Source organism: Kribbella qitaiheensis, assembly GCF_014217565.1.
Taxonomy (GTDB): domain Bacteria; phylum Actinomycetota; class Actinomycetes; order Propionibacteriales; family Kribbellaceae; genus Kribbella; species Kribbella qitaiheensis_A.
Genome location: NZ_CP043661.1, coordinates 4,713,863 through 4,732,437, shown reverse-complemented (window position 1 = coordinate 4,732,437; position 18,575 = coordinate 4,713,863). Strand labels below are relative to the sequence as shown.

Here is an 18,575-nt window from a genome sequence, read left to right as displayed (position 1 = left end):
GTGCTGATCACGCGGTTCGGCCCGGACGACCTGGCGGCCACCAGGTTCGCCATCTCGCCTGTCTGGGAGACGGTGACGAGCCGCTGGGCCGTGCACGACCCGGCCCGGCACGCCATCCACCTGCCCTGGATCAAGACCGCGACCCGAGCCGACAAGTCCGCGGAGTTCCGGTCGCACCGGACGTTGCTCGCCGCTCTGATCCGGCCCGGCGCCTGGCTCCCGGACTTCCTGACCCCGCCTCCGCAAACCCCGTTGACCACCCTGCGAGCCGAGCTGTCGGTGCTGGCCGCGACGCCTGCCGACACCGTGCGGGCCGATCTGGAAGTGACTCATCAGCAGAGCCCGCTGACAGACCTGGGCCGGCAGATCCACGCGGACCCCGAGCGGTTTCTCCCAGGCATCGTCGAAGCGCTGGAGGCCTGGTGGCAGCTGACGATCGCGGCCGTCTGGCCGAAGATGCGGACGCTGCTCGAGGCCGATATCGCCTACCGCACCCGGACCCTCGCCGACTACGGGCCGGGGCGGATGTTCGCGGAGCTGCACCCGAGTCTGCGCTGGCAGCAGGGACGGCTGGAGATGGAATGGGGCCGCGAGCTCGAGCTCGATCTGCGCGGCGACGGGATGCCGATCGCGCCGAGCATCTTCCTGGACAGGCTGCCCGCGTTCACCGTCCGGCCCGAGTCGCCGGTCTCGATGTACTACCCGGCCCGCGCGATCGGCACGCTCTGGGAACGATCCGTCGCCCCGACCGCGGAACCGCTGGTCCGGCTGCTCGGCGAAACCCGGGCCCGGATGCTGATGCTCCTCGACGCCCCGCAGACGACCAGCCAGCTCGCCGCCCGGCTGGACCTGGCGCCGGGTGGGATCTCAGCCCATCTGAAGGTGCTGCACGAGGCCGGGCTGCTGACCAGGAACCGCCAGGGCAAGCAGGTGCTCTACCTGCGCACCGACCTCGGCCACAGCCTGGCCGGCCTCTGACCTGCCGCTCCGGCAGCTTTCGCAGCATAATTGCTGCTGTTAAGTAATTCCCCTGCGGAGGAGTGCGCACGGATGTTGAGGCACGAGGTTGTTGGAGTTGCGCCGGAGAGCACCGGCGAGCGCGGGCGGTTGTGGTACTCCGAACCGGCGACTCGATGGTTCGAGGCCCTGCCGATCGGCACCGGGCGGCTCGGCGGGATGGTGCACTCCGGGGACTCCGTCGAGCGCATCCGGCTCTCCGAGTCGACCGCCTGGTCCGGCGCCGCGGCGACCACCGACGTCAGCCCGACCGGATTGCAGAATCTGCCCCGGATCCGCGAACTCCTCTCGAGAGCCCGGTACGCCGAAGCGCAGGCCCTCGCCGGTGAACACCTCCTCGGCCGACCATCGTCGTTCGGCACCAACGTCTCACTGCCGGAGTTGCTCCTCTCCTTCGCAGGCGATGGCGAGACGACCGGGTACGAGCGGTCGCTGGACCTTGCCGACGTGATCGTGCGGACAAGCTTCGTGCGAGGCGGGATCGCCTTTGATCGTGAGGTTTTCGCGTCGCACGCGGACCAGGTGATCGTCGTTCGGTCGACCACCAGTTCGCCGAGCGACTTCAAGGTCTCCTTCGCCGACGGCGCGATCACGGCCGAGATCTCCACCGTGGACGACACAGTCGTACTCCGCGGCCACGCCTACGAGGAGCTGCATTCCAACGGCGAGGCCGGTTCGGCGTACGAGATCTGCGCGTGGGTGATCACCGACGGCACCGTCTCGAAGGCAGCCGATCACCTGCTGGTGAAGGGCGCGATCACCGCCACCGTAATCGTTGCCGTAGGCACTGACTGGCTCGGTGACGACGCCGCCGCCTACTCCAGCCGAGTGCTGGACCACGCCACCGAGGCGGGATTCGACCAGCTCAGGCAGGCCCATCTTGCCGACTACACCCCGCTCGTACGGCGGGTCCCGCTCGACCTGGGTCGCAGCGACGACGCAGTACGGGCGTTGCCCACTGCGGACCGGCGGGCACTCTTCGCCAAGGGTAGCGAGGATCCCGAGTTGGTCGCGCTGTAGTTCCAGTGCGGCCGGTATCTGACGATCGCCGGATCACGCGAGAATCGCCGCTTCCCCTTGCCCTGCAGGGACTTTGGAACGACGGGCGTGCGTCCGGCGGACCCTGGACGAACGACTTCCACCTGGACATCAACACCCAGCAGAACTACTGGGCCGCCGAGATCACCGGCCGCGGCGAATGCCAGCAGCCCTTGTTCCGCCTGATCGAGGGCCTGCGCGAGAGCGGCAGGAGAACCGCTGCCGAGCTGTACGGCGCGCCGGGTTGGGTCTCGCACACTGTCACCAACGCGTGGGGCTAGTCGGCTCCTGGCTGGGGACTCGGCTGGGGACTTCATGTGACGAGCGGGATCTGGATCTCCCTGCAACTGTGGGAGCACTTCGAGTACAACCGGGACCTCGGTTTCCTCGCCGACCAGGCCTACCCGATCCTGAAAGAGGCTGCGCAGTTCTTCCTTTCGTACCTGACCGAGTCGGACTCACCGGAGAACTGGTACCTGTCCCCGGCCGGTGATGAATGCTCCATCTCGATGGGCAACACCACCGACCGGGTACTGGTCGAAGCCCTGTTCCGCATCTGCGTCGAGGCTTCCGAACTGCTCGATATCGACGAGGACCTTCGCCACGAACTGTCGGCAGCCCGGGCGAAGCTGCCGCCGTTCATGATCGGCAAGCACGGCCAACTCCAGGAATGGCTCGCCGACTTCGACGAGGCCGCGCCAAGCCACCGCCACACCAGCCACCTGATCGCGGTCTACCCCGAACGCCAGATCACCCCGCGGGACACCCCGGACCTCGCCCGTGCCGCCGAGGTCGTCATCGAACGCCGCCAGAGCGCCGACGGCTGGGAGCAGACCGAGTGGGTCGAGGCGAACCTGATGGCGTACTACGCCCGCCCGCCGCAAGGCGATCGCGCGCTGCACCACCTTCGCGGCCTGATCGGCGATGCCAGTGAGCACAACCTGATGTCGTACTCCGCCGGCGGCATCGCCGGTGCCGAACACAACATCTATTCCTTCGACGGTAACTCCGCCGGTACTGCGGCCCTCGCCGAGCTCCTGGTCCAATCCACGACCACCGAGATCGAATCTTCTCCCGGCCCTCCCCACCTCGTGGGCCGACGGCTCGGTCCAGGGTCTCCGAGCCCGCGGCGGCTACACCGTCGACGTCAGCTGGCAGACCGGCCGCCTCGGCAGCGCCACCATCACGTCTTCGAGCGCCGCCTCAAACGCCCTTCAGATCCGGCTGGGCGATGAGGGCATCAAGGTGGATTTGGGGCCAGGAGCAACCATCCACCTCAGCACCGAGTGAGCTAGCCGGCAACGAAGTGCATGGGGTCACCGAAGCCGAGGTCGGTGATCCCCGCCGTGTGGAACGCACCGACCAGCAGCGAACGACGGTGCGCGGCGAACGTGAGCACATGCGCGACCATCCCGCCGTACGTGAAGACCCGCGGCGGTTCGCAGGTCGTGTCGACGAAGCTCTCGTCGAAGCGGCCCTCCTCGTTCAGCCGGGTGACCAGGGCGACGAACCGCGAGCCGGCTTCGGCGTGCCTGGTCCGCAGCTCGGCGATCGGGGTGATCACCTGCTTGCCACATTCCGGCACCTGGAACGGCCGGTCCTCGACCGAGGCCAGCCACATCTCCTCCTGCCAGACCAGGCGATCCAGCAGGTACCGGATCGACACGTCGTCGTCGATGCCCTCCACCGACAACTCGATCGGCTTGTCCAGCTCTTCAGCGGGCAGCTGAGAACCGCGTTCGATCATTTCTCCGGTGAGCCACACGTGGTGCTCGACCATCCGGACCAGTACATCCATCCCTCTCGCCTCTTTCGTTGCGGGCAGGCGCAGGCCTGCCGGTGGCTGAAAATGAACCCCACTCGGTGCTGCCAGGAAGAACCGCCGCGACGGCTCCCGCCGCCACTCCCGCGGCGGCATCCCGTACGCCCTGGCGAACGCCCTCGTGAAGGCCTCGTGCGACCCGTACCCCGCGTCGATCGCGAGGTGGAGTACGCCGGAGGTCTCCGCGAGCAGCCGGTACGCCGCTCGCTCGAGCAGCACCCGCCGCCGGAACGCCGACGGCGACTCACCGGCGACGGCCCGCGACCACGCGATCGAACTGCGAGCGCGAAAGGTGCACCTGCCGGGCCAGATCGCAGCCGGTCGTCTCCGGCTCGTCGAGGCTGTCGACGACCGCGGCGACGAAGCCGGCGAACACATCCGTTGAGTTCATGTCTCTACTGTGCCCGCGAATCCACCCCCGGACTTGATCGATTTCGCTGACTCCCTCCGCGTCGGGTCAAACAGGATTGCGGAGTACTCCGTGATGTGTAGTAGTGTGCTCGGCAGAGCACCGCGAGGTCCGGTCTGAGGGGTCCTGACCTCGCGGTGCACCGATCGAACTTCGAGGGGTGATGGCGATGGACACCAGCCAGCTGCTCAAGGGCGTCCTGGACCTCGCCGTACTGGCCGTGCTCCGGGAGACCGACGGCTATGGGTACGACGTACTGCGCCGGTTGCGCGCGGCCGGGCTCGAGGATGTCGCCGACGCCTCGGTCTACGGCACGCTGCGCCGGTTGTTCGCGGCCGGCGCGCTGACGTCGTACGTGCAACCCAGCGAGGAAGGCCCGCACCGCAAGTACTACGGGCTGAACAAGACCGGCCTCGACCTGCTCGCCCAGTCGACAAAGACCTGGAACCACTTCGCCGACACCATGTCGGTGCTGCTCCAAGAGGAGGCGGCGTGAACAGCACCCTGACCGGAGCGGTCGCGACCTACCTGGCCCAGGTCCGGGCCGAGTTGAGCGACCTGCCGCCGGGCGAGCTCGAGGACGTCCTCGACGATGTCGCCGGCCACCTCAGCGAGGTCGCCGCGGAGTTCGGCGAGGAGCCGACCGCGACGGCATTGCAGGACCGCCTCGGCACCCCGCGCCAGTACGCCGACGAGCTGCGGACGGCGGCCGGCTATCCGCCGCCGACGCGCAAGGCCACCGACGGCAGGGCAGCCAATTCAGCGCTGCGCTGGGGATTCATCGCTGCCACCGTCGGCCCGTTCTTCCTGGTCATCGCGATCCTCAACACGTCGCGTAGCGTCAGCGCGTTCTTCGGGTTCGTCGGTCTCGCCGCCTTGTTCGGGAGCGCCTACCTGGGCGTCCGGGCACTCCGTGTCCAGGACCCGCGGATCGTCCTGGACACTCCGCGCGGCGCCAGCACGGCCGCCTGGATCCGCGAGTCGATCGACCAGATCCCGCCGAACGTCCGCCGTGAGCTGGTCACCATCGGTCAGCCGGTGTGGTGGGTCGCCCGCGGCGCGGTCGGCGGCGGCGCGTTCTTCGCCGTCTTCGGAGCGAGCGCCGTCACCGTCGTCGGCGCACTGGCCGGGGCCGCCGTGTCGATCTGGATCGGCCGCCGCACCCAGCAGGACCACCGCTGGCTCTGGTACGTCGTACCGCTGAACATCGTCGCCACCATCATCGTGCCCGCGTGGCTGGCCTCGAGCTTCGTCGGCGGACCGAGCGGAATCTTCAACAACTACAACAACTACCGCGGCAGCCCCACCAGCTACACACCGCCGGGTCTGAGCTTCAACGGCAACGGGATCACCAACATCTACCCGTTCGACGAGCAGGGCAGGCAGGTGCAGGTCCGGCTGTACGACCAGCAGGGCAGGCCGATCGACCTGGACAAGCAGGACTGCGCGACGACGTACGGCAACGCCGTGTCGGAGTCGAGCAACTTCTTCCCGCTGGTAGCGATACAGGACGACCCGAACGGTACCTACGATGCCGAGACCTGCAAGGACACCACCAAGGCCCCGTTCGTCCCACCGCCGGCGCCGGCCACCACCCCGACGACACCGACAGCCACCCCTGGCAGTTCGGTGACGCCCGGCAACTCGGCAACGCCTGGTAGCGCACCGACTTCCGTTTCGAAGCCGCCGACGACTCCGGTCACACCGAAGCCTGGCGCCACACTGTCGGTCTCGCCAAGCAGGTAGGACGCGACTGGGCTACACATGTGCCGCGGCGACCCCGCGGTAGGTGTAGCCCAGCTTCCGGTACACGGCGATCGCCGCTGCGTTGTCGCTGTGGACCATCAGCCCGACCTGCCCGTGCCGCTTGACCAGCTCGGCCGTCGCGAACGCACACACCTGCCGCGACAACCCCTGACCTCGCGCCGACGACCTGGTCGCCACCCCGGCCAGGAAGCCGATCTCCGGCGCGCTCCAGGCATCGGCCGCGATACTCAGCAGCTCCCCGCTCTCGGACGTCAGCCCGGCCCACCTCTGTACGCCGGATCGCCCGGGCCACGCGTAGGACTCGGGCGAGGCCTCTGCCAGCAACTCCTCGACCCCGGCGTCGGTCGCCAACCACGTAGCCGTGGTGACGTCGGCAGGCATCGTTGCCGTGTGCATCCACCCGAAGGCCGCCGCGAAGTTCAGGTCCGGAACCCGTCCGACCAACTGCCGGATCAGTTCCTCGTCACCGAACGTCCGCAGGCTGGGATCTACTTCGGTCAACACCCACTCGACCAGAACCGCCAGCTCGTCGATCGGACCGAAGACGGCCAGCCGATCATGCTGGGACAGTTGCGGCGATGCGACGGCGACCGCATCCCCGTAGTACCAGGCTCGGACTCGTCCACCGAGTTCACCTTGCCCGGCCCAGACAATCATCGGGTCGCCGGCGCTGATCCGGGCCAGCTCTGCTTTTGTTGAGACCTCACGCACTCCGCAAGCTTAGAGGGGCTTGCGAAGGCTGACGGCACCCGGCGGCGTCTCGTCCCCGCTGGAGCTGAGCGAGTAGCCGGCCTTTTGGTAGAAGGCGATATTTTGCTCGCTTCGCTCTCCGGTGAACAGGCTCGCGGCCGTGACACCTGCCGGCGCTTGGCTTTCGGCGTACGCGAGCAAGCGACGCCCCAGACCGTCGTGGCGCTGATCGGGGGCGACCATCAGTCGCCCGATCAGCCAGCTCTCGCCGTCGCGCTTCGCCCGCGCCGAGCCGACGAGTCGGCCGTTCAGCCGCACGACCCAGGTCGTCCAGTCCCGCAACGCATTCCGTACTTCGTGCTCGGACTCCAGCAAGGCCGGCAGATCGAGTCTGTCGTTGGCCAGCGCCTCCTCGACCCAGCAGCAGCGCTGCAGCACCAGTAGCTCCGCCGCATCAGCCAGCACCGCCGGAACGATTTCCCGCTCGGCCCGGTAGAGCGGACGCAGTACGTCGGCCACATGGTCGAGCTCGGTCAGCGCTTCCTGGGCACGGCCGGCCAGGCGCTCCGTCTCGATCACCTTGCCGTCGCTGAAGGTGTCGGCGATCCGCAGGAAGATGTCGCCGCCGATCGTCAGCATGCGCATCGTGGCCGCGACACTGCGAGCCATCTGTACTCCGCGAGTGCCGGCCGAGGTGTTGCCGTATCCGATGAACAGGCACGGCTTCCAAGCCCACTCCGCGCTCAGATAGTCGAAGGCGTTCTTCAGCGTCGCCGGCATCGAGAAGTTGTATTCGCTGGTCACGAACACCAGCGCGTCCGCCGAGTCGACGAGCCGGCTCCAGGCGCGGGTGTGCTCGTGCAGGTAGATCCCGGTCGACGGATGCTCGGGCTCGTCGAGGAAGGGCAACCCGACCTCGGCCAGATCCGCCACCTCGACCTCGACGCCGAGAGCGGACGCCGTACCGGCTGTTGCCCGGACGAACCACTCCGCCACCGCCGGCCCAAGCCGCCCTGGCCGGGTGCTCGCCACCACTACGAGAATTTTCTTTGACATGTCAACGATGGTAACGCTGTTCTTTGATATGTCAAAGAAGTACGATCGTCGTCGTGACTCAATGGCTCGATGCCGACGAGGACCGTGCCTGGCGGGCGGTCCGGCGACTCCTGACCGTGCTGCCCTCGCGGCTTGCCCGGGACCTGAACCAGCTGGAGCTGTCCAGCGCCGACTACGAGGTCCTCAGCACGCTCTCGGAGAAGCCCGGCCGGCGCTGGGGCCTGAAGGACTTCGCGGACAAGATGCAGTGGTCCCGCAGCCGGCTGTCACACCACGCGGCCCGGATGGAGTCCCGCGGCCTGATCGAGCGCGAACCGGACCCGGCCGACGCCCGCGGCTCGATCTACCACCTGACCGACCAGGGTTTCAAGCTCCTTGCGCAGGCGGCTCCCGGGCATCTGGATTCTGTCCGCGCGCGTTTCATCGACCATCTCAGTCCGGAGGAGCTGGCCGTTCTGGAGCAAGTGGCCAGGCGGATCGCAGACCTACCGGACTAGCTGCCACCAGGTCAGATGGGAGGCCGCTTCGGCCATCGGCTCGATGGTCTCCCAGGCCTCGACGACCAGGCCAGCCGCAAAGCGCAGGATGTCGACGACGACGATCTCCGGCCCGCCATCGGGCAGCCGCCGCCGCGTATGCACCACGACGTGGTCCTCGTCGGCCAGCAGGTGCAAGACCTCTACCTGCTGATCAGCCAGTGGAACAAGCGCGGCCTGGATCGAGGTGAGCCATTCTGATCTGGTCGAGGTCCGATCGGGCCGGTGATGGACGAAATCCTTGCTCAGCAAGGGCTCCAAGCCCTCGGTGCTGCCGGAGGTGAGCAGGTCGGCCAAAGCCTGCTGGATGATGGTTTTGTTGTCTGTCGTCAGGTTCTCGATCGTCATGGCCGCAGTGTTTCCGCAGCGGGACCGCGTTGTCGATGAACTCCGATTTCATCGCGCCCGGCCTGGCAGGCTGAGTACTCTCGACGTCGTGCAGACGATCGGAGAGCTCCTGCGGCACTGGCGGCACCGCCGGCAACTCAGCCAGCTCGACCTCTCGATCGCCGCGGACGTCTCGGCCCGGCACGTCAGCCTGATCGAGACCGGGAAGTCCAATCCGAGCGCCGCGATGATCTTGCGGCTCGCAGATCAGCTCGATGTGCCGCTGCGCGATCGCAACCGCCTGCTGGTCGCGGCCGGGTTCGCCCCGCGGTACGACGAGCATGCTCTCGACGGCGAGGCGATGGCCGCCGCCCGCGAGGCGATCCAGCGGGTGATTCACGCCCACGAGCCCTACCCCGCGGTGGTCTTCGACCGGCGCTGGAACCTCGTGATGACCAATCGCGCCGTCGATCCGTTCCTTGCAATCGTCGACCCCGACCTCCTGCGGCCACCGATGAACCTGGTGCGGCTGGCCCTGCACCCGCGCGGATTCGCGCCGCTGATCGCCAACCTCGCCGACGTACGATCGATGTTCCGGACCAGGATCAGGCGCCAGCTCGGCGCTGCTCCCGATCCCGGGCTCACCACCCTCTACGAGGAACTGCTGGCCGCCGGCCCCGACGAGGCGAGCCATCCGGTCGAGTCCGAGATCATGATCCCGATGATCATCCGTCTCGACGGCCGCGAACTACGACTGTTCTCGACCATCACCACGTTCGGCACACCGCTCGACATCACCTTGGACGAGGTCGCGATCGAGTCCTACTACCCGGCCGACCCCGAGAGCGCCGCCTACTTCACCGCGGCCGACTAGTGCCCGGCCTCTGCGCGCTGGATGGCGTAGGGACTGAGGTGGTGGTAGCCGCGGACGGAAACGCGGCGGAGCTTGCGAACCCGGTACGCCGGGTGGCCGTCCAGCGCGGCGGCCAGCTCCCGGTCGCCGAGTACCCTGCCCGGCTTGGCCTCCGAAGTCAGGCGCGAGGCGAGGTTGACCACTTCACCGTACACATCGCCGAGGCGGATCAGGATGCTGCCGTACGCAAGGCCGATCCGCAGCTCGGGCATGTCCCCAGCCGCCTCAACCTTGTCCTGCAATGCCAGCGCGACCGCCGCACCCTGAGCCGGCGTATCGGTCACGAAGAGCACCTCGTCGCCGATGGACTTGATCACCCGGCCGCCGTTCAGCGCGACCACATCGGCCGCCATCCCCTCGAACCGCTCGATCAGCTGGCCCAGCTCCACCTCGGACAACCGCCGCGTCAACCGCGTGTAGCTGACGATGTCCGCGAACCCGACCACCCGTACGCCGCGGGCCAGCTCGTCGGAGCCGGCCACCGCGCGACCGGCCGCGGCCGCCAGATGCCGGCGCCAGACATACGTCTGCAGCCGTTCCATTGCCGGTAGCAATAATGTGGCGACCTCGATCGCGTCATCGGCCGAGAGTTTCGAGCCGGCCAGCAGTTCGAGGAACATCGCGGACTGCCAGGACGCCAGCCGCGACTGCGTCTGACCGAGCTTCCGAGCCAGCGACGACTCGACCGCCGGGTCGATGAACCCGTCGTCCTCCAGCGCCGAAACCAGCCGTAGCGCCTCCACATCCCCGTCGGTGAAGGCGATCTCGTCATCCGGCACGGTGGCGAACCCGAGCGCGTGCCACATCTGCTCAGCGCGCTCGATCGAGATCCCGGCCCGCGCCGACACCTCGATCCGGGTGAACTTCCGCTCGCCGCCGAGCAACGCCTGCTCGAAGTCCTTCTGCATCCCGGCGAGATCCGGCTCCACTCCCAGCTCCGCCTCAGCACTCCGAAGCGCGGACAGATCAGGAGGCGAGCTCGTCACCGCGCCGCTCGACAGGTCAGGTGGTGGGTCCGTCACCGCGCCACTCGACAGGTCAGGTGGGGGTCCGTCACCGCGCCACTCGACAGGTCAGGTGGTGGGTCTGTCACCGCGCCGCTCGGCGATCGTCGCGTCGATGGCGTCGCGGAAGTTCGGCAGCCGGTTCGTCAGGTCGTCGAACTTCTCCCTGGTGAAGTGCAGCAACTGCAACCGGCTCTTCGCCGTCACCGTTGCCGTCCGCAACCGGTTCTGCCGGACCGCGACCTCGCCGGCGATATCGCCCGGCCCGAGCTCGGCGATCTCCTCGCCCTTGACCCGGACCGCCGCCGTACCGCTGATGATCAGGTACGCCGCGTCCGGTGGCGTCTGCTCGAGAATCAGCGACCAGCCGGCCGGTACCGAGACCTCCTCACCGGCGCGGAAGATGTCCTTGATCTCCCGTCCGGACAGATCCGCGAACAGCGGCAGGTCCCGCGGGGACGTCCTACCCAGTGCCACGTCGATCCTCCGAGCCCGCCGGGCCATGCTCCGGCGATCAGCCGATGTTTCCAGTCAGTAACTCTAACGCCACACCCCACCCAAGGTCACTGAAGCCCCACCCCCACCCCCCAGCCCTCTCCAAACCCACCCCAAACCCGCCCCTCCCAACCCACCAACCCCACCCCAACCCGCCCCTCCCAACCCCACCCCAACCCGCCTGCCTACTCACCAGCCCCACGATGTCCACCCCGCTCACACCAGCGGACCATCCCCGAGAACCACAAGGACCCCAGCCGCCGCCACAAACCCACCTCGTTCCCCAACGGTCGCCCCGCCATCGAGATACACCCGCCATCCCGGGCTCGCCCGGGACCGAAAAGTGGGCCGAGCCTGGCCGAGGCCGGGGCAACCGACATGTTGGCCTCGCCCCTCATCTGGGCGAGGCTCGGGGGCGGCGGCCAAGAGACTGGCGCGCTGTCCGGCCCGCGCCACGGCCGTGGGCGACGGCGCGGCCCCGCGGGCGCGGACATGGGCGCGGACACGGGCGTTGGCGTGGGTGTGGACACGGGCGTTGGCGTGGGTGTGGACACGGGCGTTGGCGTGGGTGTGGACACGGGCGTTGGCGTGGGTGTGGACACGGGCGTTGGCGTGGGTGTGGACGTGGACGTGGTGAGGTTGCTTGGCCGACCTGGGCGACACAAGGTGGCGATCGCGGTACTGCTGTCGCCGCCCGGTCCCGGCAGCACAGGACGGGAGCCGGCACACTCGCATCGCTCGACCGAAGTGGCCGCTCGGCTCTGGTGCGCGGCCCTCTAGCGGTCATCACGATCCGGTGACATGACCTGTATGAGGCGGCTGCCGCAGCGCGGGCATCAACACCCCAACCCCGGCGGCACAGGGCGTCCCGGGTGACGGTGATCTGCAGCCGCGACGGCACCCACGCAGCGGCCGGAGTCCTGGTGCCGCGACCACGATCCGGGCGGCGTGAGCGGCTGGCGAGCTGGCCTTGACCGACCCAGGCAGCACGACACGGCGGCCGGCGTACTGGTGCGGCGCCCCGGTTTTCGGCAGCACGAGACGTCGGCTGGTGCGCCCGTGCGCCGCTCCGGCCAGCCCGAGAACTCGGCACCCGGGCCGGGCAGTACGAACCGGTGGGCGCGGCGGGGTGTTGCGGTGCCGGGCCCGGGGTGGCGGGGTGTTGCGGTGCCGGGCCCGGGGTGGCGGGGTGTTGCGGTGCCGGGCCCGGGGTGGCGGGGTGTTGCGGTGCCGGGCCCGGGGTGGCGGCCCGGGGGGCGGGGTTAGCCGGTGTCGAGGGTTTCGGGGGCCCAGGGGTCGTAGTCGGCCGGGGGTCGGGTGGCTGGTGGTGGCGGGTCGTTGGCCAGGGGGAAGGCACGGACCGGGCGTCCCGGCCGGTCAGGCCGGTCAAGCCGGTCAGGCCGGTCAGGCCGGTCAGGCCGGTCAGGACGGTCAGGACGGTCTTGTCGCCTGAACGGGTCGTTGGTGGTGTGCTCGGTGGGGCGTGACGCGGCGTCGCGGTGGGGTGTGTCGGCGGTGTCGGCTGGTGGTTGAGTATGACAACCCCATCTGGCCCCGCTGTGATGCTTTGATTTGGCCCCACCCTGCTTGTTTTGGTGGTGTTGTCTTGGGTTAGTTGGTGGCGGTTCGGCTGCGGGTTTGCCGGGTGGTGTTGAGTCTGTAGGACTTGGTGCCGGTCTGGATGATGTGTGCGTTGAAGGTGAGTCTGTCCACGACTGCGGCGGCGAGGCGGGGGTCGGTGAAGGTGGCGCCCCATTCGGAGAATGGGGCGTTGGATGCGCAGGCGATGGATGCTCGTTCTTCGCGGGCGGTGATGATCTGGAAGAGCAGTTCCGCGCCGCGTGGGTCGAGGCGGACGTAGCCGATCTCGTCGAGGCAGAGCAGGTCGAGTCGGGCGTAGCGGCCCACGACGCGGGACAGCTGTTTGTCGTCTGAGGCTTCGACGAGCTCGTTGACCAAGGCGGCGGTGGTCACGTAGCGGACCCGGCGTCCTTGCTCGGCTGCTGCGGTGCCGAGTGCGATGAGCAGGTGTGTTTTCCCGGTGCCGGAGTCGCCGAGCAGGACCAGTGGTTGTCCGGCGTCGATCCAGCCGCCGCCGGCCAGGTGTGCCAGCGTCGGTGCCGGTAGGTCGGGCAGCACGGTGTGGTCGAACTCGGTGAGGCGTTTGGTGCGGGGGAACTTGGCCTCGTTGACTCGCCGGATCCGGCGGCGGGCGTCGCGTTCGTCGCATTCCGCGGTGAGGATTTCGGCCAGGAATGCCTTGTGGGTAAGGCGTTGCTTGGCTGAGGCCTCGGCCATCGCGATGGCTTCGGCGCGGATGGTGGGCAGTGCGAGTAGTCGGCAAGCGGCGTGGATCGCGGCCTCGGCGGCGGGGTCAGACAGGGCGGTCACCGTGGTCGTCGGGGTGGCGGCTGGCGCGGTTTTCGTGGCGGGGCTCATGCGGTTTCTTTCTGGAGTAGTTGGTCGTAGTCGGCCAGTGATGGCGTCGGCCGTTGGGTCGTCGCAGCGTGGGACGCGGTGGGTGGAACCGGGACCGGCGGGGAGGTCGCGCCGGCTGAGGTCATCGCGCTGCGTGCGGTGACCGCGACCAGGTCGGGATCGAAGTTTCCGAGCACCAGCGCGCCTTCGATGCCCGCACTCACCACGGTCGCGGTCATGGTGCGGTGGAGCAACAGCACCCCGATCAGGGCGCGGGTGCCGGGCCCGTCGCCGTGTTGCTTGCGGGCGGCGTCCCAGAACCGTTGATGAACCGCCGTGAACGCCCCGGATGCTCGCGCGGTGACCAAGGCGGTGGACCCGGACATGGCGCCGGGTTTGCGGGTGAGGACTTCCAGATAGTGGTCCAGAACGAGATCCTCGCTGCCCTTGTGCAGCGACCGGGTATGTTCAGCGATCACCTTGCCTGCGTCGAGCACGATCACCGCGGTGGCGCCGAGACGAACCTCGAGCCGGCGACCAGCGAACCGGGCCGGGACCGAGTAGTACGACTGGCGGACACAGACCCGTGCTTTGGCGTCGACCCGGCATGACAGCGGGGCCGAGACATCGAAGGTTTCACTCGGCAGCGGGTTCAGCAAGACCAGTTCACGGGCCGCGGCCGCTCCCACGGTCTCGGCGCGGGCACCGATGCGGCGCGCGTCGTCGCGGGCATCGGCGGCGGCCAGGGCCTGGTTCAGCGCGGCCAACGATGCCACGTGCGGGACAGGAGTGAGGTGCCGTCGGCGGAACCGGCCGATCTCGCCCTCGACACCGCCCTTCTCATGAGCACCCTCTAAGCCTGGCGCGCAGAAGAACGAGTCATAGCCGTAGTGGGAGCGCATCGCGATGAACCGTGGATGCTCGAACCGTTCCCGGCCCAGCGCGACCCGGATCACCGCGGGCCTGAGGTTGTCGTAACGGATCATCCCGGTCGGTACCCCACCCAGCGCCTCGAACGCACGCACATGCCCATCCAGGAACGATTCCTGGGTCTGATTGGCATAGGCAACATGGACCGCTTTGCCCGAATGCGACAGCCGCAGGCAAAACATGAACACCTTCATCACCACCCCAGCGATCACCGCAGTGAACTCCCCGAAGTCGACCTCGGCCTCCTCGGCCGGTCCATGAGTCTGGGGCACCATCACCTGCGCCCGGTCCCCACCGATCTCGGTCTTCAGCTGGGCGACCAACCCCCGCACGCTGGACTCGGCCACCACGACACCCTCTTCCTCCATCAGCCGCTGCCAGACCCGGCGAGCGGTATGCCGCTGCTTCTTCGGGGCGTCCAGGTCCGCGGTCAGCCAGCCACCGATCGTGGCCAGATGCGGGCCCAGCACCGGCGCCACACGCTCTGGAGATTTCCGCGTCGGAGGCACCGCATCACCCAACGCCAGACGCACCGTGCGCCGATGGACCTGGTGGCGCTGCGCCAGTGCCCGGATCGACAAACCTTCATCTCGACGCTCGCGTCGGATACGTTCGAACTGCTCCACTCTCGATCTCTCCTTCAACCCCTCCACCTCTCGTGATCGCCTTGGCAGACGACACGAACGTAGAGGACTGGATGGTCGAGGGTGGAGCCAAATCAAGCCATCACTACCGCCCCAAGTGGGGCCAAATCAGACTGGCACACTCAGGTGGTGATGGTGAGGTGCGGGGTGGTTGGGTGTGGCGGGGTGGGGTAGCCCAGGTGGGGCGGGTGATGTGGACGGTGCCGTTGGTGATGGTGACGGTGTAGTGGCCGGCGTGGACTGCTTTGTGGTCGACACCACAGAACAGGGCGAGGTTTTCCAGGCAGGTGGGGCCGCCGTCGATCCAGTGGATGACGTGGTGGGCGTGGCAGTAGCGCGGTGGCGCTCCGCAGATGACGCACCCTTTGTCGCGCTTGTTCAGGGCGCGTCGGATCGCTGTGGTGACGAAACGTTCCTCGCGGCCCACGTCGAGGGGTTCGGAGTCCGAGCCGAGCACGATCGGGATGATCGCGGCGTCGCAGGCCAGGCGGCGGACCGCTGCCGCGGACAGGCTGTCACCGAACTGGAGGTTCCCGGTCGCGTCGCGGCCTTGTTGTTTCAGGTCGGTGTAGTCGATGGTGACGGTCACATGCGGCTTCACGCCGCCGTGGCCGGGAAGGTCACCGGTACCGGCGGCGACGGTCAGCACCTGGGTGAGGGCGTCGGCCTGGCGTTTGTCGCGCGACCGCGGGTCGAGTTCACCGTCGACTTTGCGGGGTTTCGCGGCGGCTTCGATGAGAGTCTTGAACAGTTCGGCGTTGGCGTTGGCCAGGTAGCCGGAGAATTTCACGCCACGGTCGGCGTTGGTGAGGTGGAGCGCTTCGCGGCGTTCGGCGGCGTCTTCGGCCGGTTCGGGGCCGTCGGTGTCGAGGACCTCGCAGACCTGTTTGCCGAGTCGTTTCAGTTCCCATGACGTCAGGTGCCGGGCGGCTTCGACCATCTGCTGTTCGGCGACCCGTAAGGTCTCCACCGCCACCATCGCGGCCGCCGGGACTGCTTCGAGTGTGGACACGATCGCTTCGGCCTGGGCCGGATGCAGCAACACCGCCAGCAGTTCGGCGTCAGCTGGCTCATCGGCCGGGGCACCGGTCAGGGCCGGGCTCGGCGTCGCCGTCGGCGTCGACGTCGGCTGAATGACCGGTCCGGGCTGGCGCGGCGCCGGCGCCGGCCGGGTCACCACCGGTCTCACCAGTCTCGCCGGTCTCGCCGGTCTCGCCGGTCTCGCCGGTCTCGCCGGAAGCGTCGGCGTAGTGGATGGCCGGCTCGTCACCCGTCTCACCGGTCTCGCCGGAAGCGTCGGTCTTACCGGAAGCGTCGGTGTAGTGGATGGCCGGGTCGTCACCGGCGGGTGTGTGCGGGTCGGGCAGGGCTGCGGTGACGGCGGGGTATTTGGTGAGGGCGGTGGCTAGGGCGAGGTCGCGTTTCACCTCGGGGTGGTTGAGCCGGTGGCGCGTCGCGATGAACCGGGTGGTGCCTTGGCCGCTGATCTCTTGGGTGTGGCCGGTCTCGTCGAGTCGGGCGATGACTTCGAGGCGGTAGGTCTCCCGGCGCGCGGACTCGGCATGCAGCGCGTCGAGAGCGGCGACTGCTTCCTCGCCACTCATCATGCACGCGGGCCGCGCGTCCGAGAGGAGTTCCATACAGCTAACACTAGACCCGCCCACCGACAGTTTCCGAACCCGCGAATCCCTTGTGGACAAGGGATTCCACGATGTACGAGATCTGGCCAAGTTGTCCACAGCACCGATCAGGCTGTGGAAATAGCCCGGCACTAACCAGGCAGACGCAGTAGCGTGCAGTTGATGCTTGAGCTTCGATTGATCGTTGAGGTCGCCAAACCGCTGACCGGCTCGATCGCTGCGGTTGAGCGTGTTCAGGGCTTCGTCGGCAACGAATGCTTTCGGCTGCTGACCGAGAACGGCGAGACGGTCTATCTGAAGTCAGGTGCGCCAGAGATGATCCGGGCCGAGGCCTGGGCTTGCGAGCAGGCTCGCCAGGTCGACGTACCGGCGCCGCTCGTCCTCACCGCCGAACTCCAGCCAGCGACCCTCCCGACCGCCTATCTGATCGAACGCTCAATCCCCGGCCAGCCCATTTCTGCCGCTGACGAGACCATCCTGACCGCCGTCGGCGAACAGCTCCGCCGCCTGCACTCGATCGCGGGCGACGGCCACGGATTCCTCCACGAAGGTGTCCGCGACACCTGGACCGAGGTGATCCGGCAACCATTCGACCGACTCGACGAGCTGATCACCGCGGGCATCATCACGACCGACCTGGCGGCACGTCTACAGGCCCTCAAGCCTTTCGACCAGGTCCAGCCGGTCGAGCCCGTCCTGCTCCACGGCGACCTACATCCCCGTCACCCCTACGCAGCGGACGGGAAACTCACCGGAATCATCGACTGGGGCGACGCAGCCTTCGGCGATCCGCTCTTCGACCTCGGCCGCTTCTCCCGAGCCGGATCGGCGCCGACAACCGCCCTGCTCAACGGCTACGCCATCGAACAGACCCCCCGAACTCGACCGCACACTCACGTTCTACCGGGTGGCCTGGTCTCTGATGGTCCTCCACTGGGAACTTGCTGCCGGCGGCGACTGGTTCACAGCACACATGGACGCCATCCGAGCAGACCTTCCACACCTGGAAGCCAGCTAACCAAGGCCGCCGATCAAGCCCGCGGCGGACCAGCAGCGATCCGTTCACGGACGTCCCGCATCCGCCCCGCCGAATGGTGCGGCATCTCCCACCGAGTTTCGAGCCACCAGGTGGCGCCCGCGTCGGCCCAAGGAGCAACCTCCCGTACTGCGGCCTCGCGATCGTCGGCCGCTGTCTCTCCCTCAGCAATCACGTCGAGCTCTGGAGCAGCGCCGCGCTCGCTCAACCACGTACGCAGTACTCGCATCTCGGCAGGGCTGTCCTCGCCCGACCGGAACTGCGGCAGCACCCCGTCGCACCGCAGCACTCGCCGCATCGACTTCGGTCTCGGCCAGGCGCCCACGACCCAGATCGGGATCCGGTCCTGCACCGGCCGCCCCACCTCGACCAGATCGTCCCGCGGGCACGAGTAGTCGTAGTACACACCGTGGTACTGCGAACGCCCGGCCCACAGCTCGCGGATCAAATCGATGCCCTCGTCAAGCATCGCCGCCCGGGTCCGCAGATCCAACTCCTCCCCGGTCCGCGGCAGATCCGTCTCGATCGCGCCGAGCCCGACTGCCAGCGTCGCCCGTCCAGCAGAGATCTGATCAAGCGTGACCACCTGGCTGGCAACCTTCCAGGGCCGGCGCCACGGCAACGGCGTAAGCATCGTCCCGAGCCTGATCCGGGAAGTCCGGGCAGCGATCGCCGTCAGCAAACCCCAGGCGTCAACGCCATAGGCCGCCTCCCAGACGAACACCCCATCCCACCCAGCCTCCTCAGCCAGCACACCCTGCTCAAGCTGCTCGCTCGCACTACCCCCTGGCAGAATCACCCCAAATCTCATAGTCCGTTCTAGCGCACGCCCC

Annotated in this window: 19 protein-coding genes and 2 pseudogenes; 9 read left to right on the top strand and 12 right to left on the bottom strand. The window is 68.0% G+C overall.

Features of this window, described 5'->3' with window-relative positions; translation table 11 throughout:
* The 4 genes and pseudogenes from F1D05_RS22395 to F1D05_RS43100 all read left to right on the top strand — a co-directional run bounded on the left by F1D05_RS22395 (position 1) and on the right by F1D05_RS43100 (position 3,345).
* Positions 1–978 (top strand): ArsR/SmtB family transcription factor, encoded by a 978-nt coding sequence (locus F1D05_RS22395; RefSeq protein ID WP_185442145.1) that lies wholly within the window; start codon positions 1–3, stop codon positions 976–978.
* Positions 979–1,050: 72 nt separating this feature from the next.
* The gene (locus F1D05_RS22390) at positions 1,051–2,037 is read left to right on the top strand and encodes a glycoside hydrolase family 95 protein (RefSeq protein ID WP_185442143.1); all 987 of its coding nucleotides are present in this window, start codon (positions 1,051–1,053) and stop codon (positions 2,035–2,037) included.
* A gap of 5 nt (positions 2,038–2,042) precedes the next feature.
* Positions 2,043–3,083, top strand: a pseudogene (locus tag F1D05_RS43105) (glycosyl hydrolase family 95 catalytic domain-containing protein); the annotation flags it as partial.
* Entirely contained in the window at positions 3,028–3,345 is a 318-nt protein-coding gene (locus tag F1D05_RS43100; RefSeq protein ID WP_428995036.1) for a glycoside hydrolase family 95-like protein, read from the top strand. The pseudogene F1D05_RS43105 and the gene F1D05_RS43100, both read left to right, overlap by 56 nt.
* 1 nt (position 3,346) lies before the next feature.
* Here the strand turns inward: F1D05_RS43100 and F1D05_RS22375 are convergent, their stop codons facing one another.
* On the bottom strand, positions 3,347–4,096 hold the full coding sequence (locus F1D05_RS22375; RefSeq protein WP_206685797.1) for a helix-turn-helix domain-containing protein: 750 nt from the start codon (positions 4,094–4,096) through the stop codon (positions 3,347–3,349).
* Between the two features lie 25 nt (positions 4,097–4,121).
* Positions 4,122–4,268 (bottom strand): hypothetical protein, encoded by a 147-nt coding sequence (locus F1D05_RS39010; protein ID WP_206685796.1) that lies wholly within the window; start codon positions 4,266–4,268, stop codon positions 4,122–4,124.
* A 187-nt stretch (positions 4,269–4,455) separates the two neighbouring features.
* On the opposite strand from F1D05_RS39010, the gene F1D05_RS22370 reads away from it, so the two are divergent.
* Positions 4,456–4,782 carry a PadR family transcriptional regulator gene (locus F1D05_RS22370; protein ID WP_185442137.1) on the top strand — a complete coding sequence of 109 codons (327 nt, stop codon included), beginning with the start codon at positions 4,456–4,458 and terminating at the stop codon, positions 4,780–4,782.
* Entirely contained in the window at positions 4,779–6,032 is a 1,254-nt protein-coding gene (locus F1D05_RS22365) for a DUF1700 domain-containing protein (RefSeq protein ID WP_185442135.1), read from the top strand. The genes F1D05_RS22370 and F1D05_RS22365 overlap by 4 nt, the downstream gene beginning before the upstream one ends.
* A 12-nt stretch (positions 6,033–6,044) precedes the next feature.
* Here F1D05_RS22365 and F1D05_RS22360 read toward each other — a convergent pair whose 3' ends face one another.
* Together F1D05_RS22360 and F1D05_RS22355 are read right to left on the bottom strand one after the other, a co-directional pair.
* Positions 6,045–6,764, bottom strand: a complete 720-nt coding sequence (locus F1D05_RS22360; RefSeq protein ID WP_246485869.1) for a GNAT family N-acetyltransferase — start codon at positions 6,762–6,764, stop codon at positions 6,045–6,047.
* Positions 6,765–6,773: 9 nt separating this feature from the next.
* A complete protein-coding gene (locus tag F1D05_RS22355; RefSeq protein ID WP_185442133.1) occupies positions 6,774–7,799 on the bottom strand; it encodes a bifunctional NAD(P)H-dependent oxidoreductase/GNAT family N-acetyltransferase in 1,026 nt (341 codons plus the stop codon).
* A 53-nt stretch (positions 7,800–7,852) separates the two neighbouring features.
* Between F1D05_RS22355 and F1D05_RS22350 the strand changes: the two genes are divergently transcribed.
* Positions 7,853–8,296, top strand: a complete 444-nt coding sequence (locus tag F1D05_RS22350) for a MarR family winged helix-turn-helix transcriptional regulator (RefSeq protein WP_246485868.1) — start codon at positions 7,853–7,855, stop codon at positions 8,294–8,296.
* Here F1D05_RS22350 and F1D05_RS22345 read toward each other — a convergent pair.
* Positions 8,285–8,683, bottom strand: a complete 399-nt coding sequence (locus F1D05_RS22345; RefSeq protein ID WP_185442131.1) for a nuclear transport factor 2 family protein — start codon at positions 8,681–8,683, stop codon at positions 8,285–8,287. The two genes, F1D05_RS22350 and F1D05_RS22345, sit on opposite strands and share 12 nt — an antisense overlap.
* An 88-nt stretch (positions 8,684–8,771) precedes the next feature.
* On the opposite strand from F1D05_RS22345, the gene F1D05_RS22340 reads away from it, so the two are divergent.
* On the top strand, positions 8,772–9,536 hold the full coding sequence (locus F1D05_RS22340) for a helix-turn-helix domain-containing protein (protein ID WP_185442129.1): 765 nt from the start codon (positions 8,772–8,774) through the stop codon (positions 9,534–9,536).
* Here the strand turns inward: F1D05_RS22340 and F1D05_RS22335 are convergent.
* The 6 genes from F1D05_RS22335 to F1D05_RS22310 all read right to left on the bottom strand — a co-directional run bounded on the left by F1D05_RS22335 (position 9,533) and on the right by F1D05_RS22310 (position 16,706).
* Entirely contained in the window at positions 9,533–10,597 is a 1,065-nt protein-coding gene (locus tag F1D05_RS22335) for an adenylate/guanylate cyclase domain-containing protein (RefSeq protein WP_246485867.1), read from the bottom strand. The two genes, F1D05_RS22340 and F1D05_RS22335, sit on opposite strands and share 4 nt — an antisense overlap.
* A gap of 51 nt (positions 10,598–10,648) precedes the next feature.
* Positions 10,649–11,056 carry a cyclic nucleotide-binding domain-containing protein gene (locus F1D05_RS22330; protein WP_185442128.1) on the bottom strand — a complete coding sequence of 136 codons (408 nt, stop codon included), beginning with the start codon at positions 11,054–11,056 and terminating at the stop codon, positions 10,649–10,651.
* A 1,629-nt stretch (positions 11,057–12,685) separates the two neighbouring features.
* Positions 12,686–13,513, bottom strand: coding sequence for an IS21-like element helper ATPase IstB (gene istB / locus F1D05_RS22325; RefSeq protein ID WP_185442126.1), 828 nt, complete (start codon positions 13,511–13,513; stop codon positions 12,686–12,688).
* On the bottom strand, positions 13,510–15,066 hold the full coding sequence (gene istA / locus F1D05_RS22320; protein WP_185442125.1) for an IS21 family transposase: 1,557 nt from the start codon (positions 15,064–15,066) through the stop codon (positions 13,510–13,512). Before istA ends, istB begins: the two co-directional genes overlap by 4 nt.
* 85 nt (positions 15,067–15,151) lie before the next feature.
* Entirely contained in the window at positions 15,152–16,246 is a 1,095-nt protein-coding gene (locus tag F1D05_RS22315) for an HNH endonuclease signature motif containing protein (protein WP_246485866.1), read from the bottom strand.
* Entirely contained in the window at positions 16,137–16,706 is a 570-nt protein-coding gene (locus tag F1D05_RS22310; protein ID WP_185442123.1) for a hypothetical protein, read from the bottom strand. Before F1D05_RS22310 ends, F1D05_RS22315 begins: the two co-directional genes overlap by 110 nt.
* A gap of 162 nt (positions 16,707–16,868) precedes the next feature.
* On the opposite strand from F1D05_RS22310, the pseudogene F1D05_RS43095 reads away from it, so the two are divergent.
* Positions 16,869–17,513, top strand: a pseudogene (locus F1D05_RS43095) (phosphotransferase family protein); the annotation flags it as partial.
* 224 nt (positions 17,514–17,737) lie between these two features.
* On the opposite strand, the gene F1D05_RS22300 reads toward F1D05_RS43095, so the two are convergent.
* Positions 17,738–18,541 (bottom strand): LLM class flavin-dependent oxidoreductase, encoded by an 804-nt coding sequence (locus F1D05_RS22300; protein ID WP_246485864.1) that lies wholly within the window; start codon positions 18,539–18,541, stop codon positions 17,738–17,740.
* Between the last annotated feature and the right edge of the window lie 34 nt (positions 18,542–18,575).